General features: G+C 60.9%; 27 protein-coding genes. 15 read left to right on the top strand and 12 right to left on the bottom strand.

What is annotated here, in order from left to right:
- Positions 1 to 73: 73 nt before the first annotated feature.
- The 4 genes from ASD03_RS01920 to gstA form a co-directional block, all read right to left on the bottom strand.
- A complete protein-coding gene (locus tag ASD03_RS01920) occupies positions 74 to 2,182 on the bottom strand; it encodes a S9 family peptidase (RefSeq protein WP_025426298.1) in 2,109 nt (702 codons plus the stop codon).
- Between the two features lie 183 nt (positions 2,183 to 2,365).
- Positions 2,366 to 2,578 (bottom strand): 4-oxalocrotonate tautomerase family protein, encoded by a 213-nt coding sequence (locus ASD03_RS01915; RefSeq protein ID WP_025426299.1) that lies wholly within the window; start codon positions 2,576 to 2,578, stop codon positions 2,366 to 2,368.
- 10 nt (positions 2,579 to 2,588) lie between these two features.
- Entirely contained in the window at positions 2,589 to 2,984 is a 396-nt protein-coding gene (locus ASD03_RS01910) for a nuclear transport factor 2 family protein (protein ID WP_025426300.1), read from the bottom strand.
- On the bottom strand, positions 2,981 to 3,595 hold the full coding sequence (gstA, locus tag ASD03_RS01905) for a glutathione transferase GstA (RefSeq protein WP_025426301.1): 615 nt from the start codon (positions 3,593 to 3,595) through the stop codon (positions 2,981 to 2,983). The genes ASD03_RS01910 and gstA overlap by 4 nt, the downstream gene beginning before the upstream one ends.
- 135 nt (positions 3,596 to 3,730) lie before the next feature.
- Here gstA and ASD03_RS01900 point away from each other — a divergent pair, with 135 nt between their 5' ends.
- Positions 3,731 to 4,129: a helix-turn-helix domain-containing protein gene (locus ASD03_RS01900; RefSeq protein WP_025426302.1), complete on the top strand. Its 399-nt coding sequence runs from the start codon at positions 3,731 to 3,733 to the stop codon at positions 4,127 to 4,129.
- Between the two features lie 27 nt (positions 4,130 to 4,156).
- Here the strand turns inward: ASD03_RS01900 and ASD03_RS01895 are convergent, their stop codons facing one another.
- Positions 4,157 to 5,089 (bottom strand): LysR family transcriptional regulator, encoded by a 933-nt coding sequence (locus ASD03_RS01895; RefSeq protein WP_107026877.1) that lies wholly within the window; start codon positions 5,087 to 5,089, stop codon positions 4,157 to 4,159.
- Between the two features lie 138 nt (positions 5,090 to 5,227).
- Between ASD03_RS01895 and ASD03_RS01890 the strand changes: the two genes are divergently transcribed.
- Together ASD03_RS01890 and ASD03_RS01885 are read left to right on the top strand one after the other, a co-directional pair.
- Positions 5,228 to 5,500: a DUF2798 domain-containing protein gene (locus ASD03_RS01890; RefSeq protein WP_025426304.1), complete on the top strand. Its 273-nt coding sequence runs from the start codon at positions 5,228 to 5,230 to the stop codon at positions 5,498 to 5,500.
- Between the two features lie 195 nt (positions 5,501 to 5,695).
- Positions 5,696 to 6,457, top strand: a complete 762-nt coding sequence (locus ASD03_RS01885) for a class I SAM-dependent methyltransferase (protein WP_225906455.1) — start codon at positions 5,696 to 5,698, stop codon at positions 6,455 to 6,457.
- 61 nt (positions 6,458 to 6,518) lie between these two features.
- Here ASD03_RS01885 and ASD03_RS01880 read toward each other — a convergent pair whose 3' ends face one another.
- Both ASD03_RS01880 and ASD03_RS01875 read right to left on the bottom strand, forming a co-directional pair.
- Entirely contained in the window at positions 6,519 to 8,678 is a 2,160-nt protein-coding gene (locus ASD03_RS01880; RefSeq protein ID WP_025426306.1) for an inverse autotransporter beta-barrel domain-containing protein, read from the bottom strand.
- 308 nt (positions 8,679 to 8,986) lie between these two features.
- Positions 8,987 to 9,874 (bottom strand): VOC family protein, encoded by an 888-nt coding sequence (locus ASD03_RS01875; protein ID WP_025426307.1) that lies wholly within the window; start codon positions 9,872 to 9,874, stop codon positions 8,987 to 8,989.
- A 307-nt stretch (positions 9,875 to 10,181) separates the two neighbouring features.
- Between ASD03_RS01875 and ASD03_RS01870 the strand changes: the two genes are divergently transcribed.
- Complete coding sequence (locus tag ASD03_RS01870; RefSeq protein WP_025426308.1) at positions 10,182 to 10,604, top strand: universal stress protein; 423 nt, start codon at positions 10,182 to 10,184, stop codon at positions 10,602 to 10,604.
- Between the two features lie 65 nt (positions 10,605 to 10,669).
- Positions 10,670 to 11,014, top strand: a complete 345-nt coding sequence (locus tag ASD03_RS01865; RefSeq protein ID WP_025426309.1) for a TraR/DksA C4-type zinc finger protein — start codon at positions 10,670 to 10,672, stop codon at positions 11,012 to 11,014.
- 185 nt (positions 11,015 to 11,199) lie between these two features.
- Here the strand turns inward: ASD03_RS01865 and ASD03_RS01860 are convergent, their stop codons facing one another.
- Positions 11,200 to 11,655 (bottom strand): GNAT family N-acetyltransferase, encoded by a 456-nt coding sequence (locus tag ASD03_RS01860; RefSeq protein ID WP_025426310.1) that lies wholly within the window; start codon positions 11,653 to 11,655, stop codon positions 11,200 to 11,202.
- A gap of 236 nt (positions 11,656 to 11,891) precedes the next feature.
- Here ASD03_RS01860 and ASD03_RS01855 point away from each other — a divergent pair, with 236 nt between their 5' ends.
- A complete protein-coding gene (locus ASD03_RS01855; RefSeq protein ID WP_025426311.1) occupies positions 11,892 to 12,554 on the top strand; it encodes a hemolysin III family protein in 663 nt (220 codons plus the stop codon).
- A gap of 17 nt (positions 12,555 to 12,571) precedes the next feature.
- On the opposite strand, the gene ASD03_RS01850 is transcribed toward ASD03_RS01855, so the two are convergent.
- The 4 genes from ASD03_RS01850 to ASD03_RS38625 form a co-directional block, all read right to left on the bottom strand.
- Positions 12,572 to 13,096, bottom strand: coding sequence for a hypothetical protein (locus tag ASD03_RS01850; protein ID WP_025426312.1), 525 nt, complete (start codon positions 13,094 to 13,096; stop codon positions 12,572 to 12,574).
- 114 nt (positions 13,097 to 13,210) lie between these two features.
- Positions 13,211 to 13,618 carry a peptide-methionine (R)-S-oxide reductase MsrB gene (gene msrB / locus ASD03_RS01845; RefSeq protein WP_025426313.1) on the bottom strand — a complete coding sequence of 136 codons (408 nt, stop codon included), beginning with the start codon at positions 13,616 to 13,618 and terminating at the stop codon, positions 13,211 to 13,213.
- 215 nt (positions 13,619 to 13,833) lie between these two features.
- Entirely contained in the window at positions 13,834 to 15,450 is a 1,617-nt protein-coding gene (locus tag ASD03_RS01840) for an EAL domain-containing protein (protein ID WP_025426314.1), read from the bottom strand.
- 124 nt (positions 15,451 to 15,574) lie between these two features.
- A complete protein-coding gene (locus ASD03_RS38625) occupies positions 15,575 to 15,874 on the bottom strand; it encodes a hypothetical protein (RefSeq protein WP_057221497.1) in 300 nt (99 codons plus the stop codon).
- A 202-nt stretch (positions 15,875 to 16,076) separates the two neighbouring features.
- Between ASD03_RS38625 and ASD03_RS01835 the strand changes: the two genes are divergently transcribed.
- From ASD03_RS01835 to ASD03_RS01795, 9 genes are all read left to right on the top strand, one after another.
- Positions 16,077 to 18,437: a putative monovalent cation/H+ antiporter subunit A gene (locus tag ASD03_RS01835; protein WP_025426315.1), complete on the top strand. Its 2,361-nt coding sequence runs from the start codon at positions 16,077 to 16,079 to the stop codon at positions 18,435 to 18,437.
- Positions 18,434 to 18,853, top strand: a complete 420-nt coding sequence (locus ASD03_RS01830) for a Na(+)/H(+) antiporter subunit B (RefSeq protein WP_025426316.1) — start codon at positions 18,434 to 18,436, stop codon at positions 18,851 to 18,853. Before ASD03_RS01835 ends, ASD03_RS01830 begins: the two co-directional genes overlap by 4 nt.
- Positions 18,853 to 19,230: a Na+/H+ antiporter subunit C gene (locus tag ASD03_RS01825; protein WP_025426317.1), complete on the top strand. Its 378-nt coding sequence runs from the start codon at positions 18,853 to 18,855 to the stop codon at positions 19,228 to 19,230. Before ASD03_RS01830 ends, ASD03_RS01825 begins: the two co-directional genes overlap by 1 nt.
- A 7-nt stretch (positions 19,231 to 19,237) precedes the next feature.
- Positions 19,238 to 20,800, top strand: a complete 1,563-nt coding sequence (locus ASD03_RS01820; RefSeq protein ID WP_025426318.1) for a Na+/H+ antiporter subunit D — start codon at positions 19,238 to 19,240, stop codon at positions 20,798 to 20,800.
- Positions 20,800 to 21,273 carry a Na+/H+ antiporter subunit E gene (locus ASD03_RS01815; RefSeq protein WP_025426319.1) on the top strand — a complete coding sequence of 158 codons (474 nt, stop codon included), beginning with the start codon at positions 20,800 to 20,802 and terminating at the stop codon, positions 21,271 to 21,273. Before ASD03_RS01820 ends, ASD03_RS01815 begins: the two co-directional genes overlap by 1 nt.
- Entirely contained in the window at positions 21,270 to 21,653 is a 384-nt protein-coding gene (locus ASD03_RS01810; RefSeq protein WP_025426320.1) for a cation:proton antiporter, read from the top strand. Before ASD03_RS01815 ends, ASD03_RS01810 begins: the two co-directional genes overlap by 4 nt.
- A gap of 8 nt (positions 21,654 to 21,661) precedes the next feature.
- The gene (gene mnhG / locus ASD03_RS01805; protein ID WP_025426321.1) at positions 21,662 to 22,012 is read left to right on the top strand and encodes a monovalent cation/H(+) antiporter subunit G; all 351 of its coding nucleotides are present in this window, start codon (positions 21,662 to 21,664) and stop codon (positions 22,010 to 22,012) included.
- A 405-nt stretch (positions 22,013 to 22,417) separates the two neighbouring features.
- Positions 22,418 to 22,849, top strand: a complete 432-nt coding sequence (locus ASD03_RS01800) for a MucR family transcriptional regulator (protein ID WP_025426322.1) — start codon at positions 22,418 to 22,420, stop codon at positions 22,847 to 22,849.
- A gap of 356 nt (positions 22,850 to 23,205) precedes the next feature.
- Positions 23,206 to 23,655 carry a helix-turn-helix domain-containing protein gene (locus ASD03_RS01795; protein ID WP_025426323.1) on the top strand — a complete coding sequence of 150 codons (450 nt, stop codon included), beginning with the start codon at positions 23,206 to 23,208 and terminating at the stop codon, positions 23,653 to 23,655.
- The last annotated feature ends 133 nt before the right edge of the window (positions 23,656 to 23,788 follow it).

The raw sequence follows: 23,788 nt of genomic DNA, 5'->3' as shown, positions 1-23,788 counted from the left end.
GCTAAAACATGCAACCATTCAAAGTGCGACAGCGACTTTTGTGCGTCTGAAACGACGCACGGCGCTGTAGGTTTTACATTCTGCCGGCGACCTTGATGGCGAAGGCATACTCGAAGGCGATCTCTTCAAGTCGCTGGAAGCGGCCGGAGGCGCCGCCGTGGCCGGCGTCCATGTTGGTCTTCATCAGGATCGGCTCAACGCCCGTGGTCTTTTCGCGCAGGCGGGCGACCCATTTCGCCGGTTCCCAATAGGTCACGCGCGGGTCGGTCAAGCCGCCGAGCGCAAGGATTGCAGGGTAGGGTTTTGCCCCGACATTGTCGTAGGGCGAATAGCCGGCGATGATGTCGTAGAACTCAGGGCTGTCGATCGGATTGCCCCATTCCGGCCATTCCGGCGGGGTCAGCGGCAGGGTGTCGTCGAGCATGGTGTTGAGCACGTCGACGAAGGGCACCGCGGCGATGATGCCGGTGAATTTTTCCGGAGCCATGTTGGCGATGGCGCCCATCAGCATGCCGCCGGCCGATCCGCCTTCGGCGACGATGTTCGCGTAGGACGTGAACTTCTCCTGATTCAGATAGTCAGCGGCGGCGATGAAGTCCTTGAAGGTGTTGGTCTTCTTGGCCATCTTGCCGTCCTCATACCAGGAGAAGCCCCGGTCCTTGCCGCCGCGGATATGGGCGATGGCATAGACGAAGCCACGGTCGGCGAGCGACAGGCAGTTGGTATTGAAGCCGGCAGGAATGGTGATGCCATAAGCGCCGTAGCCATAGAGCAGGCACGGTGCCGAACCGTCGAGCGGCGTATCCTTACGATAAAGCAACGTCACCGGCACCTTCGTTCCATCCCAGGACGGCGCGAAGACGCGGCGGGTGACATAGTCGTCGGGATTGTGCCCTGATGGTACTTCCTGTGTCTTGAGCAGCGTGCGCTTACGCGTCGCCATGTCATAGTCGAAGAGCTGCGACGGCGTCGTCATCGACGAATAGGAAAAGCGGATGACGTCGGTGTCGTATTCGGCAGCGCCGGAGAGCCCAAGCGAATAGGCTTCCTCGGCAAAGGCGATCGCGTGCTCTTCGCCGGTCTTGCGGTCGCGGATGACGATTTCCGGCAGACCGTCGCGGCGCTGCAGCCAGACGAGGTGGCGGGCATAGGCCATGTGGCTGAGGATCAGCGTACCCGGCCTATGGGCCACGACCTCGCGCCAGTTCTCCTTGCCCGGTGCTTCCACCGGCGCTTCCATGATCTTGAAATCCTTGGCGCCGTCGGCATTGGTGAGGATGTAGAAGACGTCGCCGCCTTCGGTCATGGCATATTCGAGACCGATGACGCGACCGGCGACCAGCTTCGGCTCGGCCGTGAGATCCTTGGTCGAAAGCAGGCGATACTCGCTGGTCTCGTGGTCGTTGATGTCGATGTAGATGAAGTCGTCGAGGAGCGATCCGCCGACCGACATGAAGAAACCTGGGTCCTTTTCTTCATAGACCAGCCGATCGTCCGCCTGGGGCGTACCGAGCACGTGGTGGAAGATCTTCGACGGACGGTGGTTGTCGTCAAGCACGGTGTAGAAGAAGCTCTTGCCATCAGGCGCCCAGGCGCCGCCGCCGCCGGTGTTCTCGATCACGTCGGCAAGATCCTCGCCGGTCGAAAGGTCGCGCACCTTCAGCGTGAAATATTCCGATCCCTTGTCGTCGTACCCCCAAAGGCCGCGGCTGTGGTCGGTCGAGTGGTCGAGGCCCGCAAGGCGGAAATAGGACTTGCCTTCGGCTTCCTTGTCGCCGTCAAGCAGCACCTGCCGGATGGTCTCGTCCTTATTGTCGGCGTCGCGCGGGATGCGGAAGTAACGCGGCTGCTCGCCGCCGGTTACGTAGAGGCTGCCATAGGCAAAGGGGCCATCTTTCACCGGTATCGAACTGTCGTCTTCCTTGATGCGGCCGCGCATCTCGGCAAACAGCGTCTTCTGCAGCGCCTTGGTGTCGTCCATCGCCGCGTTCATGTAGGCGTTTTCGGCCTCCAGATGCTTGCGGATGTCAGGGTTGAGGATCGAGGGATCCTTGAACATTGCCTGCCAGTTGTCGTCCCGCAGCCAAGCGTAGTCGTCGGTGCGGGTGATGCCGTGGCGCGTATCGGTCACCGGCTTTTTCGCGGCGACGGGAGCTTCGGGCAGGTTCTTGAAAACGGACAAGGCGTGTCTCCGGGATTTATGCGGCGGGAGACAATGAGATAGAGAGCCCGGCTGCGACGATCAAGCGGAAAGGACTTCGCCGGTCGATGGTTCCTTCTCCCCATCGGTGGGGAGAAGGCAGTGGAACGCGACCGGGCAAGCGTTCGATCGTTCGCTGGGCAGACCCAAGGCAGTGAGGAACGACTAGCTCTTTGCTTTCAGTTGCTTTCGATATTCCTCCACCGGCAGGCCACCGACGCCCCAGTCTTCGAATGCCACCTCGTCGATGACGACGAAGGTGGTGGCCGGGTTCTTGTCGAGCACCGTGACGAGCAGGTCGGTGACGCCCTTGATGAGCGCCGCCTTCTGTTCGCTGGTCGCGCCTTCGCGGGTGATCTTGATGTTTACATAGGGCATTGCTGGCTCCTTAGCCTGGTTGTCGGATGTCGTAGTGAAAGACCTTGGCGATGATCTGCCAGCGTCCGTCAACGAAGATCAGCGACAGGAAGTCGGTGAACGCCTTCTCGCCGATTGCGCATTGTACCTTGGCGAAGGCCGTCACCGGGCCGGCAAATTCGATCGAGACGATCCTGTCTGCGCGCACCTCGCCACGGCTTGCCGGCGAGGGACGTTTGTCGACGATCGGGAAATACCTGTTCATGTCGAGTTCGAGCAGTTCTCCCCCAGTCGCGGTGGCGTAGTGGGCTTTCGGGTGAAAAACCTCGCGCAGGATCGCCGTGTCGCTGTGGTAGAGCCCGTCGAAGTAGCGCCCGAGCACATCGATGACGGCCGCAAAGTGCGGATCGTTGTGGGTGCCGCTCATGCCGCGATCAGCCCTTCGGCCTTCATGGCTGCCTGCACTGCCGGGCGCTCGCGAACACGCTGCATGTAGGCCGTCAGGTGCGGCCACGGGCTAAGCGAAATTCCGGTGACGCTGGTCCAATTGACGACGGTGAAGAGATAGGCGTCGGCAACGGAGAAGGCTTCGCCGAGCAGATGGGCGCGGCCATCGGAAAGCAGGGTTTCGACGTTGCCGAGCCGTTTGGAAACCTGCGCCGCGGCCGTCTCCTTGGCATCGACGCTTGCCGTCTTGCTGAACAGCGGCGAGAACGCCTTGTGCAGTTCGGAGGCGATGAAGTTCAGCTGCTCCTGCAGGCGGGTGCGTTCCAGCGTGCCGTTGGCAGGGGCAAGCCCGGCCTTCGGAAAGCGATCGGCAATGTACTGCACGACGGCCGCACCTTCGGTGACGACGTCGCCGGTTTCGAGCACCAGTGCCGGCACATAGCCCTTGGGGTTGACCGCCTTGAAATCGGCGCCGCTTTCGGTGAGGTGCGTCGCGGTATCGACCTTGACGATCTCGAACTCGACGCCCGCTTCGCGCAGGCTGATATGGGGCGAGAGCGAGCAGGCGCCGGGGGCGTAATAAAGCTTCATGGCCATGTTCCTTTTGCAATGATGGTCTCTGTCGAAGACGGCGGAACCTAAACCGAAGCGATAACTTTTGTATATGAGATTACTTTATGTTACCGACGTTTGCGGTTTCCCCACGGTAACTGGAGAATTTTGCCCATGAGCTTGAAAATTCGAAAGAATAGAGCTGCGGCATTGCCGCCGACCTGCCCGGTCGGGGAGTGCATGGTCATGCTTGGCGGCGCCTGGGCGCCCAACATCATCTGGTATCTGAGCGGCGGTCCACGCCGCTTCAGCGAACTCAAGATCGATATTCCCGGCATTTCGGCGAAGGTGCTGAGCACGCGCCTGAAGGATATGGAGGAAAAGGGTGCGATCGAACGGCGGATCATGCCGACATCGCCACCTTCGGTCGAATACAGGCTGAGCGATCTCGGTCAGGAATTCGTCCCGGCGATCCATGCGATCGTCGAAGTCGGTTACAAGCTCAAGCTTCGCCGCGAGGCAAAGCTTGCAAAGGAAGCCGCGCAGAATGTCGCCCAGGTAGAGCTCGCCTGACGGCGGGATGTTGCGCGATCGTGACGGCTACCACCGACCTTTGAGGGACTGCGCCGCATGCTCAATGAAGGCGCGAACCTTCGGCGTTTCCGCCTGGCGATCGACGAAGCAGGCATAGAAGTCGAAGGGCTCGTGGTCGGTGTTGGCAATGCCTTCGCGCGGTGCGCCGCCGAACAGCGGCACAAGCAGGCCGCGCGCAATCAGGTCCGTTGCGATGAAGGCACCGAGCCGCGTGATGCCGGCGCCGGCGATCGCCATTTCGGCAAGTGTGTCGATATCGTTGCTAACGATCGTTGCCTTCAGTTCCGGCTCAAAACGCAGTCCATCCCGCACGAAACCCCAGCGAAAGATTCGCCCGTGCCCGGCATAGCGGTAGACGAGGCAATGATGATGGATCAGGTCTTCCGGGTGCTCGGGCCGGCCGCGCCGCTCGATGTAGGACGGGGAGGCACAGATGACCATCGGCACCGAGGCAAGCTTGCGCGCAATCAGCCCAGGCTCCAGCTGCAGGCCGAAGCGCACGCTGATATCGATGCCCTCGCCGATGTGGTCGATCTCCCGATCGGTGACGACGAGTTCGATCGAGACCTCCGGATGGCGTGCGGCAAAGGATGGCACGAGAGGCGCCACCACATGACGGCCGAAGGCGACCGAGGACGCGATCTTCAGCGATCCCCGCGGCTCCTGGCTCAGCGATGCGACTGCAACGGCTGCGAGTTCGAGATCATGGACAACGCTGCGCACCCGGTCGAAATAGACCCGGCCGCTTTCCGTGAGGCCCAATTGCCGGGTCGTGCGGCTAAGCAGTCTGGCGCCGAGCGCCCGCTCCAGTCGGGCGATATTCTGGCTTGCCGAGGCCGGCGTGATGCCGAGTTTGCGCGCCGCCGCGGCGATACTGCCTTCCTCCACGCTTCGAACGAAACTCTCGATGCCGCGCAACGTATCCATAATGACATCCATCGACTGTGTATTCCCATTCGATGGTTTTGCCTAACTCTGAGCAAGGCTGCAATGGCCTACCTCCGCGCGACGTCATCCGTATAGTGCCGGCCATGCCGCTGGGATGGTCCCTGCGGGCAAGCTATGGAGATCCTCACCATGGAAGATACGATGCCACCGCCGCGGATCGCGCGCAGCCGCAAGCTGCCACCGCGGGCGGTGCCGATTACCTTTGCCTTCTTCATGTCGGCGATCATGGCGTTTCTGATGTGCTGCGTCATCGTCGGCGTAAACACCGGTATCGATGCCGGCTACCCCGGCCGTGTGCTCAGCACCTATGCGCTGGCGATGCCGGTCGCTTTCCTTTGCGTGCTGACAGTCCGCCCCTTCGTGCTAAAACTCGTCGGTGCCGTCTGCCGCATGCCTGGCTGAGCGTGCGGGTCCGTCCCGGATTTCCGGGGCGGCTGTCAAGTCAGAACTGTCGTCGGCTTGCCGCAGCCGATGGTGCCATGCGCGAAGCTCGTCGCATCACAAAAGCGATCGGCGTGACAATTGAACGACACCGCATCGGAGCATGCTGCTGTATAGGATAGGCGTTTCACTTTCTTCAGCAGTTTGGACGAATGCATGTTGAACAATTCTTACGGCAAGCTTGCCTCTCATGTTTATAATTTAGACAAATATATTGGAAAGTCCTTCGGCGACGTCGAGTATTATCTCGAGCGTTTGAACGAGTGTTCCGGCCCGATACTGGAACCGGCTGTCGGCAACGGTCGCGCGCTGATTCCGCTGCTTGAAGCCGGCCTTGACGTCAGAGGCTTCGACGCGTCGCCAGAAATGCTCGGCTATTGCCGGGCGCATTGCAAGGAACGCTCGCTGACACCGGCGCTATCGCAGCAGACTTTCGAGGCCTTTGCCCATGAGGAGCGCTTCGAGGCGATCGTCATTCCCGCCGGATCGCTGCAGCTGATCGCCGACCATGCCACGGCGATTGCGACCGTCAAACGTTTCCTAGACCATCTTCGGCCGGGCGGTCGCCTGATCTTCGACCTGTATCCGCATGATCTTTTCGCCGACACCCAGCCGAGCATCCGCAATTGGCAGACCGAGGCGGGCGACCTGCTGACGCTGACCAGCCAACGGGTCAAGGCCGACCTGATCGCCCAGACGACCGTGTCGCATCTGCGCTACGAACTCTGGTGCGAAGGCAAGCTGGCGTCGAGCGAGCTCGAATTCTTGACGATGCGCTGGTGGGGCGTGGAGGAAATGGCGCTGACCCTGCGTGCTGCCGGCTTCGTCGATCTCGTCGTTTCCGGCAATTACGACTTCGGCAGCGCGCCGAAGCATGGCGACGAGGTTGTCACCTTCGAGTGCCGCCGGCCGCGGTAGCCGACAGCGTTCTCCAGCAAAAGAAAGCCACGCCCCCACATGGAGGGCGTGGCCGCAAATGTTATCGGCAACGGCTTGCGGCGTTGCTCTGGTCAAGCGGCGAACCGTTCACGGTCAGCACCGAGCCGGGAGCCTGCGTGATGGTGCCGGGTGCCCAACCGGTGTCGAGCAGGCAATCCTTCGGTGTGTTGGTGACGCTGACATTGCCCTTTATGTCGGCAGCCGGGCCGGAGAAGTAGAGGCCCGCCGTACCGGCCTTGTCGACCGTCATGTTGTTGAGAACGATGTTGCTCGCGGCGCCGCCGAGGAACTCATAGTCGCTGCCGTAGATATAGGCGCCATAGGTGCCGGCATTGGTGACGGTGACGTCCTGCAGCGAAATGCCCGAGACCGGGTTGAAGAAGATGCCGGCGTTGCGCGTGCCGTCGATCTTCAGGCCCTTGACGTCGACATTGGTGGTCGTCGCATCGAGGTTCGGGCTGGAGATCAACATCAGGCCATTGATGCCGCCGGCGAGGCGCATGTCGTTGATCGCAACGTTCGACGTGCCCTGCAGCACCACCAGATCCATGTCGCGGTCCTGCTTGGAATTGTCGATCGTCACGCGGTCGAGTTGGATGTCCTTGCCGGCGACGAGCAGCACGCCTTCGCGACGAGAGTTGCTGATGGTGACGTTGTCGAGCTTGATATCTGTCGTGCCGGTGATTAGCTCGTATTCGGTGCGGCTGAGTTTCTTGAATTCGCCGCCGGCAAACACGCCATAGGTGACCTTGTCGATCGTCGTGTCGCGTACGGTCACGTTTGTGCTGCCGATCGCGCTGACGGCGGCATAGGGTGCCTTGTTGGGATTGTAGACCGAGAACTCGCAGGCTGTGTTGTTTTCGCAGATGAACAGGTCATGGATGCGGCTGTTCTCAACCACCGCGCCGTCGACGCGCGTGAAGCGAATGCCGTCATGATTGGTGGCGGAGATGTCGACATTGTCGATCGAGACGTTTCCAGCATCGGCTGCGGCGATGCCGGCGAGACCGCCGCGCACGGACAGCGACGCGATGCTGCTGCCGGACGCCATGGTGACGACGTCTTGTGCCGGATTGTATCCGGTGAGGGTCGTTGCCGCTCCGTGGTTGACGAAGGATGCGGTTGCTCCTCTCCTTGCGCCGCGCACCGCAATAGAGCCACCGCCACCGACAAGCGCCTGGCCGGAGCCGAGCGTCAGCGACTGGTTGAGACCGAGATTGCCATCGGCAAGGATGAGCGCATCGGCCCCGGCTGCGCCGATCAGAGCGTTGATCGAGGCCGCGTCGCCGTTCGCCGAGGAGATGTTGACGACCTTGCCGGGGTTGCGGCCGTTGGCAACGAATTGCGCCGCCTCGACATCGCCGGTTGGGCCGGCATGCGTGCGGATTTTGCTCGAGCGCTCGACACGCTGGACCATCGGGTCGAAGGCATCACTTGCCTTCGCCGTCGCCCCGAATGGGATGCGCAGGCGTGCCATGACGGCACCCTTGAGCTTGTCCTCATTGTCGTAGGTGCCGGTAACGCCGAGTGAGACGGTCGATCCCTCGGAAAGCCCGGGCAGGTTGGCGAAGGTCAGCTCCGCGCGCAGCTTGGCGCCGAACATGTCGTCGAGGTTCTTGCCGCCGTACCAGTAGCTGCCGCCGAAGACTTTCAGCTGGACGTCTGATCCTTCGTCGAAGACCGGAAGCCGCCGGCCGATTTCGGCGTCGAGCCCGCGCCGCCCGCGCTCCTTGCCTTCCTGGACGACGAGCACATGGTCGCGAACATAGGCGGCATTGAAGGCGCTCAGCGTCTTGGCGCCGGAAAGCGGCAGATAGAGATTGCTGCGCATTTCGAGGTCGCCGCTGAGCGCCTCGAGACCGAAGGATACCTGGCTGAACGAATTGCCGTACTCGCTCTTCAGATAGTCGTAGTAGCCATAGGCGCCGATGACCCACTGGTCATTGGCGCGGAAGCGGTAACCGGCGCCGATCGAGCCCTGCCGGACCTTATCGTTTTCTATCGTTCCGCGTGTATCGATGAAAATGGCGTTGCCGGAGTCGAGCACGAAAGGCAGGAAGAAGCCGCCACTGACAGCCGAACCGCCGCTGAAGAAACCGCCTTCGATTTCGGCCTGCGGCCTGAACTCCACAGCCAGGGCCGGGGACGAAAGCATCGTGGCGTCTGCAAGCGCAAACGCTAAAATAGTGTTGTATTTCATATTATTAACTCCGCATACACTGGGCGTGGCGACGCCCATGGCGGTGCGGTTAGATTATAAGACTATTTTACTCAAGTTTATTGATAGATTATCCAAAATCTTTCCAGCGGCGTGATGACGCAGGGCGCGCCAGTGCCGCGTGTTTACAATCCTGGCGATAATCTGGGAATTCGTCTCGGCTGCCGAATCCGCTCAGAAAGGCCCCGCCGCTCGGTCGAACTGGTCGTCCAGCAGAAATACGACCGCGTTGCGGAGTGAGCGACGCAGCGCAGTCGTGGCGGCGGTGGAGGAGGGGTCGCGAGGCGGCGTCAGGCTGCAAGCCTGAGGCCGATCCCCCAGGGATCGACGAGATTGTAAGCAGTGCCGTTTCGCTCGACCTGAATGCCCATCTCGTCGAGCTTGCCAACCGCCTTTGCAAGCTCTGCCGGATCCTTGAACTGGATCGTGTAGTCGGAGAGGCCGGTCATATTGTTCTCGCGCTTGGGCGCGCCGCGAGAGTTCCAGATGTTGGCCGCGACATGGTGGTGATATTTGCCCGAGCCGAAGAAGCTTGCGCCCGGGTAGCGCGCCATCAACCCGAGCCCCAGCACGTCCCGAAAGAACGCGTCTGCCTCGGGGATATCGGACACCTGCAGATGGATGTGCCCGATGCCGGTACCGTCGGCAAGCCCGTTCCAGTCGTCTTTCGGCGCCTCGTCATAGAGCGCCTGCAGGTTGAGCGGCAGCGTATCCATGCCGACGGTTCCGTCCGGCTTGAAGTTCCAATCGGTCCGCGGCCGATCACGATAGACCTCGATGCCGTTGCCTTCCGGGTCGGCGAGATAGATCGCTTCGCTGACGAGATGGTCGGACGCGCCCTGCAGGCGGACATTGTTATGGGCGGCATGGGCGAGCCAGCGTCCTAGTTCCTGACGGTTCGGAACGAGGAAAGCGGTATGAAAGAGACCAGGTGCGTTTCGTGGCGCCCTGGCGACATTGCCGGCCGTGGTCAGCGTCAACAGCGGCCGGGCGCCAACGCCCAGCGTCTCGCCGCTGGCGCTCGTCTCAAGCGGCTTAAGACCCATGATGCGCTGATACCACTGCGACACTGTCGCCAGATCCTCCACGACCAGATGCGAATGATCGACATGCGCCGGCATCGCCAATGCGTGATTGGCCGCAATGTCGATAGGCGGTGTGCTCTGGGTGGATATCATCTGTTGTCTCCTTGCGCGGCGAAACCGGTGGCCCTTTCGGGCCTCAGTTTCGTTGAAACTGCCCGGTGAATATGGGCCGAAGTCGGCGTTCACGGAAGACCGTCAGTCATTTGATGTTGTGTTCGATGAGCGTTGACAGTGGCCGTTGTCGCCCTAGCTCAATTACACAGGGCAATGCGATCGCGGCGCTTTCGATTTGATTTCAATCAATGCCGGAAGAACCGTCTGGGCTCAGTCTCGAATGCGTGGGATTTGCCCCCGCATTTCGGTGCCGGCGATCCGGGTAGGCAACGCAAAGGAGTGCAGCATGTACAAGAAGATCATCGTCCCTATTGCCATGGATCAGCTGGAGCATGGCGAGTCCGTGCTCGGCATTGCAGAAAAGCTGATCGATGAAGGGGGCGAGATTGTTCTGCTCAATGTCGTCGAGGATCTGAACGCCTATGCCCAGGGCTACATGATCGTCGATTTCCCGCTTGAGATGGTCGAGGAATCGCGCAAGCATGCGACGAAGACGCTGGAAGCGATGAAGGCCAAGCACGGAATCAATGGACGCATCGAGATCCGCACCGGCGGCGCGGCCGGCACGATCAATGCGCTCGCCCACGAAGAAAACGCCGACCTCGTCATCATTGCCTCGCACCGGCCGGGTCTCATTGACTATTTCATCGGATCGACCGCCAGCCGGGTCGTCAGCCATTGCCCCTGCGCCGTTCTCGTCGACCGGTGAGCCGCCAACAATCAAGAACAGGAGCGGGGCGCGCCCGAAGCGCCACGACTTCAAGGAGTCTTCCCATGGACAAGCTTGCGCTTGACGACTTTCGTGAACGGCTGAGCAGCCGCAAACGCGAACTCTACGGCCGACTGGTGAAGATCGAGCACGATCTCGATGAGCCGATGAATGCCGACGTGCCGGATCGGGTAACCGAACGGGAGAACGACGAGGTGCTGGAGGGCATTGGCCTTGCCGGTCAGGAGGAGATCCGTGGGATCGACGCGGCGCTCGACCGTATTGCGGCCGGCACCTTCGGAACCTGCGTGCGTTGCGGCCTACCGATTTCCGCAGAACGGCTCAATGCCGTGCCCCATGCGCCGCTCTGCCAGGAATGCGCCGCCGAGGTCGCCGCCGGCGCGAAGTGACGATGTTTTTCGGCGACTGTTACTTGCCCTAGAGGCTGCTTGCGATAGGCAGCCTCGCTGCTACGTCTTACAGCGCCGCGCGTCTTACTAGACGCGCAAAGGTCGCTGTAACACTTTGAATTGCTGCATGTTTTTATCCTTAAATCGAATAGGATTTAACGAAACATGCAGTAGGTGATCCGGACTTACCTGACGCTCGTCAGGTCGAGCTTCAATCTCGGCAAGAACCGTCCTGGTATAACAGAGGCGACCACTCCGTCATCGACCGCCCCCAGCCGGCGATAGAAATCGGCTGCGCCCGGGTCGGCATCGACAGTCATGACCTTCGCACCCTTGCGCAGCGCCGTTTCCACGCTCCATTCGAACAGGCGTCGGCCGATCCCGCCACCCAGCGCGGCCGGATCGACGAACAGCTTGTCGAGATCGGCGATCTCTCCGTGATACAGGACCTGCGCCATGCCGACGATATCGTCATCCTGAACGGCAATCTGGATATCCGACTGCATCCAGTCGTCCGCCGTCACCGTCAAGGCCGGGCGGCAGGCGGCCATGAAGGCCTCGTCATAGCCCCAGACGGCCTTTGATCTTAGGCAAAGCGCCGTCAGGATTGCTGCCTGTCCCGGCTCCGGCGTGCGCAGCAAAACTCTCCTTTGGACGTTGTTCTCCCGCCTCTGCGGACAATTTGGTCGCAACCCGTGCTGCAGACAAGGGACGTCCGTCTTCGCAATCACGTCATGTCTCTGTTGTAATGCGTTGCAAAAGTTGATGCTTTCGCCATCGTCGAGCACTTTGCCACGGCGCCAGGCTGTGGCAGGATAAGGCAAATAAGCAAGACGACTGCCGCCTGAGCGCGAAAGAAGGTCGGAAGCGGGGTAAAGTGGAATTCGCCGGCGTCAAGTGGAACTACGATCGATCGGAACTGATTGCCGATGGCATCGTGCACGGCGTCGGCCTTGCAGCGGCCCTCGTCGGCGTAACAGCACTTATCTTTTACGCGATGCTCTGGAGCACGACCGGCCAGCTTGCTGCCGCCGCGATCTATGGCGCGGGACTGCTGGCAACCTTGTCGATTTCGTTCCTCTACAACCTCTACCCGGTTTCGCGGACCAAATGGTTTCTGCGCCGTTTCGACCACTCGTCCATTTTCGTGCTGATCGCCGCCACCTACACGCCCTTCCTCCAGCGCGGCTGGGAGGATCCGTTCCTGTTTGCGATGTTGATTGGCATCTGGGCGATCGCCACCCTCGGCGTGGTGATCAAGTGCCTCTTCCCCGGCCGCTTCGACCGGCTTGCGATCCTGCTCTATCTCGCCATGGGCTGGAGCGGCGTGCTTGCGGTGGGGCCGTTATTGTCGGCACTCTCGGCGACAACGTTCGTGCTGATCCTGATCGGCGGCATCATCTATTCCGCCGGCGTGATTTTCCATGTCTGGGAAAAGCTGCGGTTCCAGAACGCCATCTGGCATTCCTTCGTCGTCACCGGCGCCGCAGTGCATTATTCGGCCGTCGTCAGCTGTCTGAGCGGCACGGCGATTTCCTGATCAAAAAATCCGGGCGCTCAGTTCGGGGCGGCTACGGGGGCTGCCGCCACTGGCGTCTGCTGGCAGCCTTCCGAGGGCCTCAGAGCCTCCGCCATCCGCGAGATGACGCCATCGAAGCTGGTCAACCGGCTCTTGCGGTACTGCAGACGGAAATAGGCGGCGCTGCCGTCGCAGAGTGCGATGGCGCGTGTGTAAAACACTTCCTCGCCGCGTACGCCCGAGAAACTGGCCCAGGCTGAGGTCACGCGTGAATAGGAAATCCGCCATTGGTCTTCCCGCTCGGTCGCCATGCGGTCGTTGACGTCGATCTCGAAATCGCCATCGACAAGTTCACTGCCAAAAACGGAGAGCGTGGCGCCGTTATCGTTGGCATGAAAGCTGACACCGTCGCCATTGTCGGCTTCACCTTGCACTTCGAAGCCCGGCGGAATGTCGAGAATATAGCCGAAGCGGGGATTGGCGTAGGCGTGCCAGTCATTGTCTGCCGCGGCCGGGCAAGCAGCCGAGAACAGAAGAACGAATGCAGCCAGAATGCGACGCATGCGGACCTCCTTCCGGCTTGCTTCGACGGTTTCACTATCAATAGCACATCCGTGCACGAACAGCTGTTTCTATTGGAACAGCGCTGAGCTTGCGAATGCTTCCGTCTGTTTGCGTCAATCCTCGGTAAACGTCATCGCGTGACCATTGAGACAGTAGCGCAGACCGGTCGGCGGCGGGCCGTCGGGAAAGACGTGTCCGAGATGGGCATCGCAGTCGGCGCAGCGGATTTCTGTGCGCACCATGAAGTGCGAACGGTCCTCGATCTCGCGGATCGCCTCGTCGTCGATCGCCGCGAAATAGCTCGGCCAGCCGCAACCGGAATCGAACTTGGTATCGGAGCGGAACAGCGCCCGGCCGCAGCAGACGCATTCATAGGTGCCCGCCTTCTTGTTGGCGAGGAACGGGCCGGTGAAAGGGCGCTCGGTGCCGTGCTCGCGGGTGATGCGGTACTGTTCGGGCGACAACTGCGCGCGCCACTCCGCTTCGCTCTTGATCACTTTCGCCGCCCTTGCGTCTCTCATCGAAGATCTCCCTGTGATTTTCGCGACTATATAGGATCGGCGGTGACGCGCCGCAAATCACGCTCGCGTGCCGATATGGGTGCGCATCGGCGCCAACGAGGCTGCAGCCTATCTCGACAGCCTCGTCGTGTGACCGCGACCGTCAGTTTGGCCGATCAGCGTGCCTTCGCGCCGCAATCGCAACGGATTGATCGTGGACTGGCCGGGCGCCGTTTTCAATCGCCGCCGACGGCCGGCGGCACCTCGGGAATATCTCGTCGGATCACGGTTGGGCCGGCACCGTGAACACGTTTGCTGTCGTTGTAGAATGCGATGAACTCGGGCGCTGGTAGGGCCTTGGAATAGAGCCAGCCCTGGCCGTATTGCACGCCGCGCGCGAGCAGATAGTCCGCCTGCTCCTGTCGTTCGATGCCTTCGGCGACGATGTAGAGGTTCAGCGATTTGGCGATGTCGATGATGTGCGGAGTAACGGCGCTGGTCGCCGAGACGAGACCCACCGTATCGATAAACGACTTGTCGATCTTCAATGCGTCGAGCGGCAGGTCCTGGATATATTGCAGGCTGGAATAGCCGGTGCCGAAATCGTCGATCGCTACCGAATGGCCGAGCCGACGGGCTTCCTCGATCGTTGCGCGGGCGGATTTCACGTCCATGAAACCGCGTTCGGTCGCCTCGAGCCAGATCTGCTCGGTGAGGACGCCGGAGTTTGCAAGCGCCGCCTGGATAACCGGCAGGACGCGCCCGGACTTGATGTCGTCGGCCGACAGATTGATGGCGATGTGTAGCGAGCGGTCGGCGACAAGGACCGGCCCGAGATCCTTGATAACCCCGCCGATGACCTGATCGGTAATGGCCTGGATCAGGCCGCTTTCCTCTGCGAGCGGGATAAAGGTATCGGGCCTGACCAGCGAACCGTCGGGTCTGCGCCAACGGACCAGCGCTTCCGCGCCGACGCAGATGCCGGTCTTCATCTCGATGAGCGGCTGGTAGTGCACGATGAATTCGCGGCGTTGCACGGCGATCGAGAGTTCGCCGAGCGGCGACAGACGCCGCCGCGACAGCCAGAAGACGAGGCCGACCATTAGCGCAGCGACGATCGCGCCGAGCGGCAGGAGCAGTAGCCGTTCGCGGCCGAGATCTTTCAGCAGCAACGCCCGTGACGATGTTGCAATGGCAATCCAGCCGGAGCCGGTCGCGGTGGCAAACAGATTGTCCGCATCGGTGCCGGTCTGCGTATGCTCGATCAGCCGCTTGATCAACGATGCATCCGGGTTGTTCAATTCGCTGACGAGGGTGCCGGTATCGCTGGCGATCGCAAGGCGCGTATCCGGGGTGGCGAGCACGTCGACGAGCCGAGCCGGATCGGTCAGCACGCTGTAGGATCGGTACCGGAATCCCAGCATCGCCCGACCGTTGCTGATCGTCGGATGAACCCGGGCCGACACGCCGATGCCGCTGGCTGTGGTGAAGTCGACTTGCCCGCGGCCGACGCTCGTTTCCGGCTTGCCCCAGGAGGAGCATTTGAGCGCATCGCCCTCGAAGTAACCGATATCCTCGACGGAGCGCGTGTTGACAACCAGAGCGCGCATCGCCGCGATATGTTGCTGGGAGCAGGGCGTGAAGCTGAATTGGTCGGCAGACTTGAGCGCGGATGTTGCTTCGCCGAACGCCGTATTGGTACGCATGATCGCATATTCGGCAAGGCGGCTGAGGCGGGTCTCCTCTCTGCTGGTGGCGACTGACCAGGAGAGATAGAACGCGGCGACGATCGGAAGGATGGCGCCCAGCGCCGCAAGTACACTGGTCACCGCCACAATGTGAGACCGTTCCAAGCCAGACCTCGCAGGTTCAAGAGAAACGCCGTGCAATTCGGTGCATCAGTCAATCAGCGATAACGAACGATCTACAGCGCCGCGCGTCTTGTTAGACGCGCAAAGGTCGCTGTAGCACTTTGAATTACAGCATGCCACGCCCGGCGGGAAGCATGAAATGGCGCTGAAGCCCCTGAAAATTCAAATGCTTGCCTATCTTCAACTTATCGAGGAAAGGGCGTTGGCCTTCGGTCGAAGTCGGCATCTGTGCCGCTGCGTATCTTATATCGGAGATACCATCCAATCGCGACGAATTACCAGATACAGCGCGTTTCATGCCATCGATACCACTGGATGTTGCTAACAACACTTTAATCGCATGCGCAGGCCGATCGGCGGCGATGACCGGTGTTGTGCGGACGTGTATGCCAAGGCGATGTCGCATCGGATGATTTTGCCTTGTCGGTCAAACGTGACCACCAATCTCACGAGAAAACTGGAGATTTTCCGGGCATTTGCCGGACTTAACAGCGCATAACGTCGATTTTACCCGATTTACCCTTGAGGCGCCTTTACCCTTCTTTTATGTCGGGTGTTCGTTCGTTCGTCGATCAATCAATCAAAGCGCAAAGGAGCTGGCCCGGACGATGGATGTTGCGGCCCTGACATTGCTGGCTCTTGCTCTCCCTTTCGTCGCGGCACTCGTCGCGCCGCTCCTGACCCGACTCCTTGGGCATAACGCGGCCTGGATCCTGGCGCTTTTTCCTGCCGCGATCGTCCTGCACTTCATGGGCTTTTGGCCGGAAGTCTCTCGTGGCGAAGTCGTCACCGGCGGCTATGAGTGGATTCCGTCGTTCAATGTCAGTTTCTCCTGGCTGATCGATGGCCTGTCCCTGACCTTCGTGCTTTTGATTGCCGGTATCGGCGCGTTGATCGTGCTCTATTCCGGGGGCTACCTGAAGGGCCACCCCCAGCAGGGGCGGTTCTTCTCGTTCATCCTGATGTTCATGGGATCGATGCTCGGGCTCGTCGTGTCCGACAGTTTCCTGATGCTCTTCGTTTTCTGGGAGCTGACCTCGATCACCTCGTTCCTGCTGATCGGCTTCGACCATTCGCGCGAAGCCGCCCGGCGCGCCGCCCTGCAGGCGTTGGTGGTCACCGGGGGAGGCGGGCTGTTTCTGCTCGCGGGCCTGTTGATCATCTGGAATGTCACCGGTGTCACCCAGCTTTCGTTGTTGACGTCTTTCGGTCCGGAGATGCGCGAGAGCCCGTTCTATCTCGCCGCGTTGCTGTTGGTGCTCGGTGGCGCCTTTACCAAGTCTGCCCAGTTTCCGTTCCATTTCTGGCTGCCCAACGCGATGGAAGCGCCGACACCCGTTTCGGCCTATCTGCATTCCGCAACGATGGTTAAGGCCGGTGTCTATCTGTTGATGCGCCTCAACCCGGTGCTCGGCGGAACGCCGGAATGGCAGATGCTGTTGCCGCTCTTCGGCGGCACCACGCTCATCATCGGCGCGGTTCTCGCTTGTCGCCAGACTGACCTGAAGCTGATGCTCGCCTACACCACCATGGCATCTCTCGGCCTGCTCGTGATGCTGACCGGTCTCGGTTTTCCGCATGCCATCGAGGCGGCGGCGCTCTATCTGGTGGCGCATTCGCTGTTCAAGGGCGCGCTGTTCATGGTCGCCGGCATTATCGACCACGAAACCGGCACGCGCGATGTCACAAAGCTCGGCGGACTGCGCTCCGCCATGCTGCTGACGTTCGTGATCGCACTTGCCGCAGCACTTTCCATGGGCGGCCTGCCGCCGTTTTTCGGTTTCCTCGCCAAGGAGGAGATCTACTACGCGCTGCCTAGTTTTGACCGGCGCGCGATGGTTTTCGCTTCACTTGCCATCCTCGGCAATGCGCTGATGTTTGCCGTCGCTTTCGCCGTCGCGCTCAAGCCCTTCATCGGCGCAAAGATCGAAACGCCGAAGTCGCCGCATGAGGCGCCGCTGCTTCTCTGGCTCGGGCCTGCACTCCTGGCTGCCAAGGGACTGTCGGCTGCCCTGTTGTCCAACCTCACCCACGAGCTTGTGTCGACACCGATGGCGACGGCGATTGCCGGCGAGCCCAGGCAGATCACGATCTCGGCGATCCCCGATATCGGCATGCCGCTGGTGTTGTCCTTTGCCACCATCGCTCTGGGCATTGTCTGCTATCTCAACCTCGCCCGCTTGCGTGCCTTCATCGCGACCATCCTGAGTGACATCGGCTGGGGGCCGGATCGCGGTTTCGATCAGTTCATGCGAAACCTCGTGCGCTTTTCCGTCGCGCTGACCCGCCGGCTGCAGTCAGGTCGCCTTGAAGTCTATATGACGGCGACCTTCGTGCTGGTGGCCGCCGTGCTCCTGGGCGCGCCGATCTACTATGGCGAATTGCCGCGCGCACCGTTCTTTGCGGGCGACGTGCCGCTGCATGAGCTCGCGATCATGGCGATCGCCGTCATCGGGCTCTTCGCTGTCGTTCTCGCCGCCGACCGGCTGACCGCGATCGTCTCGCTCGGCATTCAGGGCTTTGCAGTCGCCGTCATCTTCCTGCTTTACGGTGCGCCGGATCTCGCCTTTACCCAGTTCATGATCGAGACCCTTTCGGTCGTGGTGCTTGCGCTGGTGATGACGCGGTTGAGGCTCTCGCCCTCCGATCATCGGCCGCTCGGCCAGAGACTTCCTGATTTCACCATCGCGCTCGCCTGCGGCATCGGTTTCGGGCTTATGCTGCTGAAGGTGACCGGCGTGCCCTTCGATGCCTCGTTGACCGATTTCTTCAATCTCTATTCGAAGACGGTTGCGCATGGCGCCAATGTCGTCAACGTCATCATCGTCGATTTCCGCGGCACTGATACGCTCGGCGAGATTGCCGTCGTCATGGTGACGGGTCTCGCCATCCTGTCTCTCGTTCGCCTCAGGGCCGGCTCGCTGCGGCGCATCGCCGATAATGACCCGGACGCGGAGGACGGCGCATGAGATCGGTGATCTTCCGTGCCGTTGCGCCGTTTCTGACCAGCCTGATGGTGCTGTTTTCGATCTTCGTCCTGTTGCGCGGCCACAACGAGCCGGGTGGCGGCTTCATCGGCGGGCTGATCGCCGTGTCGGCGCTGGCGATCTACGGTATCGCCTGCGGCGTGGAGACGGTACGTCGCGCCATTTATTTCCATCCGATGGCGATTGCCGGCGCCGGCCTCTTCGCTGCCACCATCGCCGGCCTGATCTCGATGGCTGCGCGCGTGCCGTTCATGACCGGGCTTTGGATCTATCCTTCCTTGCTTGGCGTGGAGGTGCCGCTGTCGACGGTGATGCTGTTCGATGGTGGCGTCTATCTCGTCGTCGTCGGCGCCATCAGCTCGATCGCCCTGTCGCTCGAAGAGCGGGGAGGTGAATGATGGAGGCATGGTTCGCGCTGCTCGTCGGCATCTTCTTTACCGTTGCCATCTACCTGTTGCTGTCGAAATACATCATTCGCGTTCTTTTGGGCGTGGCGGTCCTCGGCAATGCCGTCAACCTTTTGATCTTCACCGGTGGCCGGTTGACGCGCGGCGTGCCGCCCGTCATTCCGGAGGGCGCCGATACGCTCGCAGGGCCGGCGGCGAATGCGCTGCCGCAGGCTCTCATCCTGACGGCGATCGTCATCTCCTTCTCTTTCTTTGCTTTCCTGCTGGTCCTGGCCTGGCGCGCCTACGAGGATCTTTCGACCGACAACACCGACGAGATGCGCGTCGCCGAGCCGGAAGAAGAGCCGGCTCCGCCGCTTGGATACTGACCGACCCATGGCCGTTTCGACTTCACCTCCCGCCGATCTCTCCGCTGCCCTCGTTCTCGAGCCGGTTGCGGCTGCCGACTGGCTGGTGATCCTTCCGGTTGCCTGGTGCCTGGCGATCGGCGCGCTGCTGGTCATGCTGCGCCGTCCGATCGGCCTGCACCCGTTCGTCGCGGTGGCCGGGCTTGCCGGTCTGGTGGTGATCGACGGGCTGCTGCTTCAACACGTGATCGCCAGCGGCCCGGTGACGATGGTCATGGGGCGCTGGCTGCCGCCTTTCGGGATAGCCTTTACCGTCGATCTGACCGGCGCGCTCTTTGCGCTTGCGGCCTCCATCGTCGCGCTTGCCGGCGGCATCTACTCGCTTGCCGATATCAACGACAGCGGCCGGCGATACGGCTTCTATCCCTTCCTGATGCTGTTGATGGCGGGCGTCTCCGGTGCATTTCTGACCGGCGACGTCTTCAATCTCTATGTCTGGTTCGAGGTGCTGCTGATCTCGTCCTTCGGCCTGATCGTGCTCGGCTCCGAGCGCGAGCAGATCGACGGCGCGGTGAAATACGGTTTCCTCAACCTCGTCGCGACGACGCTTTTCCTGATCACCACCGGTTATCTCTACGCAAGCTTCGGCACGCTCAACATGGCCGATATTGCCCGCAAGGCGGAGGGCCTGCGCGGCACCGCGCCGCTGATGACGCTGACGGCCTTGTTCCTTTTGGCCTTCGGCATGAAGGCTGCGGCATTCCCCGTCAATTTCTGGCTCCCGGCGTCCTATCATACGCCGCGTGTCGTCGTGTCCGCGCTCTTTGCTGGTCTGCTGACCAAGGTCGGGATCTACGCTCTGATCCGTGTGACGGTGATGCTGTTGCCGTTGGAACGGGAAGAACTCAGTTTCGTCATCGCGGCGGTCGGCGCCCTGACGATGCTGGTCGGTGTGTTCGGGGCGCTGGCGCAGTCGGATTTCCGTCGCATGCTCGGTTATCTCGTGATCTCCGGCATCGGCTCGATCCTCGCCGGCATCGCCGTTGGCGGGCCGGGTGGCATCGGCGGCGCGATCTTCTATGCGCTGCATTCGATGCTTGTGATGACGGCGCTTTACTTTGCTTCCGGCGTGGCAGCGAAACTCGGCGGCAGCTTCTCGTTGTCCTCGCTTGCCGGTCTTTACCGCCGCCATGTCGGTTTCGCTGCGATCAGCCTGATGCTTGCCTTTGCCGTGTCCGGCCTGCCGCCGTTCTCGGGCTTCTGGCCGAAGGTCATGCTGGTCAAGGCCGCACTCGACATTGGCGCCTGGTGGCTTGCCGCAGTGCTGCTCGTCACCGGTTTCCTCACGACGATCGCCACCGGTCGTTTCTTCCTGCTTGCCTATTGGCGGGACACGGCAGACGGGCAGGCGGCAACGGCCGAGACGCAGATCCCGGCCGCCATTCTTCTGCCGCTTGCGGCGCTGACGATGCTGACGCTCGCGATCGGCCTTTATCCCGAGCCGCTGCTTGCAACGATCCAGAATGCTGCCGCCGGGCTTTCGGAACCGTCGAGCTATCTGAACTCGGTCTTCCCGGGAGCCGCCCGATGATCAAGTTCCTTTGGATCAATCTGATCTTCACTGCGATCTGGGCTGCAATCAGCGGCAGTCTCAGCGTGCCGAACCTGTTGCTCGGCTTTGCAGTCGGCGCGCTATCCCTGTGGCTGATCCGGCGCGAATTGCAGCCTGTTGCCTATCCGGTTCGACCGCTGAAGATCCTGCTGCTGACCGCATTGTTCTTCAAAGAGCTGGCAGTCTCGGCGACCAAGGTCGCTCTCTTGGTCGTTCAGCCGAAAATGCGGCTGAAGCCGGGCATCTTCTCCTACCCGCTGACGATCAAGAGCGACTTCGAGATTGCGTTGCTTGCCAACCTGATCACGCTGACGCCCGGCACGCTTTCGGTCGACGTCTCCGAGGATCGCAAGACCCTCTATGTGCACGCGCTTGATTGTGCGGACCCCGGTGGCCTCAGGCGCGATCTTGCCAACGGCTTCGAGCGTCGGATCAAGGAGGCCTTCGAATGACGATGCCGGAGCAGATACTCAGCGGCGCCACCGTCTTCGCGCTCGCGCTCTTGTCACTGGCGCTGCTGGTGACCGTGTGGCGCATCATCCGCGGCCCAACACTGCCCGATCGGGTCCTGGGCCTCGATATGCTCGTGGCGATCGCCATAGGCCTGATTGCGGTCGTTGCCATCCGCACCGGCTTCAATCTCTATATCGATATCGCCATCGCCCTTGGACTGGTCGGCTTTCTCGCAACCGTCGCCTTTGCCCGCTTTGTTCTGGCGCGCGGTCTCTCGCCGGAGAAGGCGAGCCCGGAGCAGGCTGCGGCCGGTGCCGGAAAGCGAGGTCGGACGCCGCAGGCGAAAGTTGCCCGACGCAAACGCAAAGGGGGACGCTGATAGAACCGATGTTTGAGGCCATCATTACGCTTTCTGTTGCTGTCCTGCTTGTCGGCGGCGCCACCTTTTCCCTGCTGGCGGCAATCGGCATCGTGCGCTTTCCCGACCTCTACACCCGCATGCATGCGGCCTCCAAGGCGGGCACCGTCGGTTCGGGCCTGCTGCTTCTGGCCGCGGGACTGCACTCGCTCGACGTGGCAATATTGTTTCGGGCGCTGGCGGGCTTCTTCTTCTTCGTACTGACCGCTCCGATTTCTGCCCATCTCTTGGCAAAGGCTGCTCATCAGGCGGGTTACAGGCTGGCGAAACAGTCGGTCATAGATCAGCTTCCGCAAAAGGAAGAGCCGCGCCGGCATTGAACGGCAACGTTTCTGATTTTGTATTTCAGAACATTCCGATAGAGCGCCGCCGCGTCAGCAATTTCGAAATAAAGTTGCTAGCGGCGGGCAAATTTATGTTTGGAATTTTCGCTGATCAATGTTAATCGAGTAAATGTAAAGTGTCGTTGTGAAAAATACTTAGAGCTGAAATTCCAGCTTGAGTTGTGAATATTGGCTGTTGCTTTGAGAGGTTGGTTGTTCCAGCGACTCGGCAATAGGTTTCGTGATCAAAATTCCAACTCTTGATATTGCGGCAAGAATTTGTCCTTGCTGTACGATTGATGGTCTATCCCAAGGCAGCGAAGGCTTCCCGACGGCATTTGCACGTATTCCTCTCCCTGAAACATGTTTCGGGCTTGTGCTGTATTCCGATAGGAGAAAGAAATGACTGAAACAACGCTTGGCGCGAGCCATGAACTTCTGGTTGAGCTGACGGCTGAGATCGTGTCCGCTTACGTCAGCAACCATGTCGTTCCGGCTGCCGAGCTCTCCACGCTGATCGCCGACGTCCATTTGGCTCTCAACAACACGGCGGCACCTACGCCGGTCGTGGTCCCCGTTGAAAAACCGAAGCCGGCCGTATCGGTCCGCAAATCCGTGCAGGACGATCAGATCACCTGCCTGGAATGCGGCGGTACCTTCAAGTCGCTGAAGCGCCACCTGATGACGCATCACAGCCTGTCGCCGGAAGAATATCGCGAGAAGTGGGATCTGCCGACCGACTACCCGATGGTTGCTCCTGCCTATGCCGAAGCACGTTCGCGGCTCGCCAAGGAAATGGGTCTCGGCCAGCGTCGCAAGCGTCGCGGCAAGTAAGCTGACCTGCCGCCCATCGCCACGACCGCGCCCTGCGCCGGTCTGGTTCGAGGGGCGGAGCGTAACTGAACACACAAAGGCCGGGCTGTCGCCCGGCCTTTGTGTTTTTCAGCTTGGGAAAATGTGCCTATTCGCGACGCTACAGCGCCGCGCGTCTTATTAGACGCGCAAAGGTCGCTGTGGCACTTTGAATTGCTGCATGTTCTTATCCTTGAATCGGATACGATTTAAGGAAACATGCAGTAGGCTGTAGCTGCAACTGGACGCAAAAGGGGCGGGAAAGTGTGCAAAAAATTTCCTTATTCCCCTCCCGAGAAATGGATATATGAATTAATTCCTATTGAAGGGGTTTTCATATGTCCTTTATCGAAGCCGACGGCCGAAACGAATTTTCATCCGGGACGGTCCATCATCTCAAGACGGCCGCGTTGACGGCAGGGCAGGTTGCTGCAGTGAAGCGCGGGCAGGGCGGCGCGCGTGAGATGTCGACGCGGTTGACCTGCCGCCTCGTGCAAAATCTGACGGCCGAAGCGGTGCATCTTGCCGCAGACCGGATACCGCTTCTTCGTGATAGGAGACGCGCCAAATGCCATGTGCGCCAGATCGCCATGTATGTCTGCCATGTCGTCCTGCAAATATCGCAAGGCGATATCGCCAACGCTTTCGAGCGAGACCGGACGACCGTCCGGCATGCCTGCTCCGTCATCGAGGATCGACGGGATGCTGCCGATTTCGATGCGTTCATAGAGACGATCGAGCGCCTGGTGTCATCTGCGTTCACCGCACAAGCGGAGCGGGGTGAATAGCTGTTCGCCAGGCATTCGGCCGGTAGCGATTGGCCGGCACGGATCCTCAGGCATTGTCAGCGTCAAAATGGCTGCGTCGCGCAACGCTTGTGGTGCCGGGCGACGCTCACATTCGCGCAAGTTCGGCGATTGT

The organism is Ensifer sp. Root127 (genome assembly GCF_001425225.1).
GTDB classification, from domain to species: domain Bacteria; phylum Pseudomonadota; class Alphaproteobacteria; order Rhizobiales; family Rhizobiaceae; genus Ensifer; species Ensifer canadensis.
The sequence above is the reverse complement of the archived record's forward strand: the minus strand, read 5'-3'. Positions and strand labels throughout refer to the sequence as shown.

Bases quoted from the DNA above. Each gene is read 5' to 3' on its own strand.
- ASD03_RS01915 (WP_025426299.1), bottom strand. From the start codon at position 2,578: ATGCCCTATGTAAACATCAAGATCACCCGCGAAGGCGCGACCAGCGAA.
- ASD03_RS01910 (WP_025426300.1), bottom strand. From the start codon at position 2,984: ATGAGCGGCACCCACAACGATCCGCACTTTGCGGCCGTCATCGATGTG.
- gstA (WP_025426301.1), bottom strand. From the start codon at position 3,595: ATGAAGCTTTATTACGCCCCCGGCGCCTGCTCGCTCTCGCCCCATATC.
- ASD03_RS01900 (WP_025426302.1), top strand. From the start codon at position 3,731: ATGAGCTTGAAAATTCGAAAGAATAGAGCTGCGGCATTGCCGCCGACC.
- ASD03_RS01895 (WP_107026877.1), bottom strand. From the start codon at position 5,089: ATGGATGTCATTATGGATACGTTGCGCGGCATCGAGAGTTTCGTTCGA.
- ASD03_RS01890 (WP_025426304.1), top strand. From the start codon at position 5,228: ATGGAAGATACGATGCCACCGCCGCGGATCGCGCGCAGCCGCAAGCTG.
- ASD03_RS01885 (WP_225906455.1), top strand. From the start codon at position 5,696: ATGTTGAACAATTCTTACGGCAAGCTTGCCTCTCATGTTTATAATTTA.
- ASD03_RS01880 (WP_025426306.1), bottom strand. From the start codon at position 8,678: ATGAAATACAACACTATTTTAGCGTTTGCGCTTGCAGACGCCACGATG.
- ASD03_RS01875 (WP_025426307.1), bottom strand. From the start codon at position 9,874: ATGATATCCACCCAGAGCACACCGCCTATCGACATTGCGGCCAATCAC.
- ASD03_RS01870 (WP_025426308.1), top strand. From the start codon at position 10,182: ATGTACAAGAAGATCATCGTCCCTATTGCCATGGATCAGCTGGAGCAT.
- ASD03_RS01865 (WP_025426309.1), top strand. From the start codon at position 10,670: ATGGACAAGCTTGCGCTTGACGACTTTCGTGAACGGCTGAGCAGCCGC.
- ASD03_RS01850 (WP_025426312.1), bottom strand. From the start codon at position 13,096: ATGCGTCGCATTCTGGCTGCATTCGTTCTTCTGTTCTCGGCTGCTTGC.
- msrB (WP_025426313.1), bottom strand. From the start codon at position 13,618: ATGAGAGACGCAAGGGCGGCGAAAGTGATCAAGAGCGAAGCGGAGTGG.
- ASD03_RS38625 (WP_057221497.1), bottom strand. From the start codon at position 15,874: ATGCGACATCGCCTTGGCATACACGTCCGCACAACACCGGTCATCGCC.
- ASD03_RS01835 (WP_025426315.1), top strand. From the start codon at position 16,077: ATGGATGTTGCGGCCCTGACATTGCTGGCTCTTGCTCTCCCTTTCGTC.
- ASD03_RS01830 (WP_025426316.1), top strand. From the start codon at position 18,434: ATGAGATCGGTGATCTTCCGTGCCGTTGCGCCGTTTCTGACCAGCCTG.
- ASD03_RS01825 (WP_025426317.1), top strand. From the start codon at position 18,853: ATGGAGGCATGGTTCGCGCTGCTCGTCGGCATCTTCTTTACCGTTGCC.
- ASD03_RS01820 (WP_025426318.1), top strand. From the start codon at position 19,238: ATGGCCGTTTCGACTTCACCTCCCGCCGATCTCTCCGCTGCCCTCGTT.
- ASD03_RS01810 (WP_025426320.1), top strand. From the start codon at position 21,270: ATGACGATGCCGGAGCAGATACTCAGCGGCGCCACCGTCTTCGCGCTC.
- mnhG (WP_025426321.1), top strand. From the start codon at position 21,662: ATGTTTGAGGCCATCATTACGCTTTCTGTTGCTGTCCTGCTTGTCGGC.
- ASD03_RS01800 (WP_025426322.1), top strand. From the start codon at position 22,418: ATGACTGAAACAACGCTTGGCGCGAGCCATGAACTTCTGGTTGAGCTG.
- ASD03_RS01795 (WP_025426323.1), top strand. From the start codon at position 23,206: ATGTCCTTTATCGAAGCCGACGGCCGAAACGAATTTTCATCCGGGACG.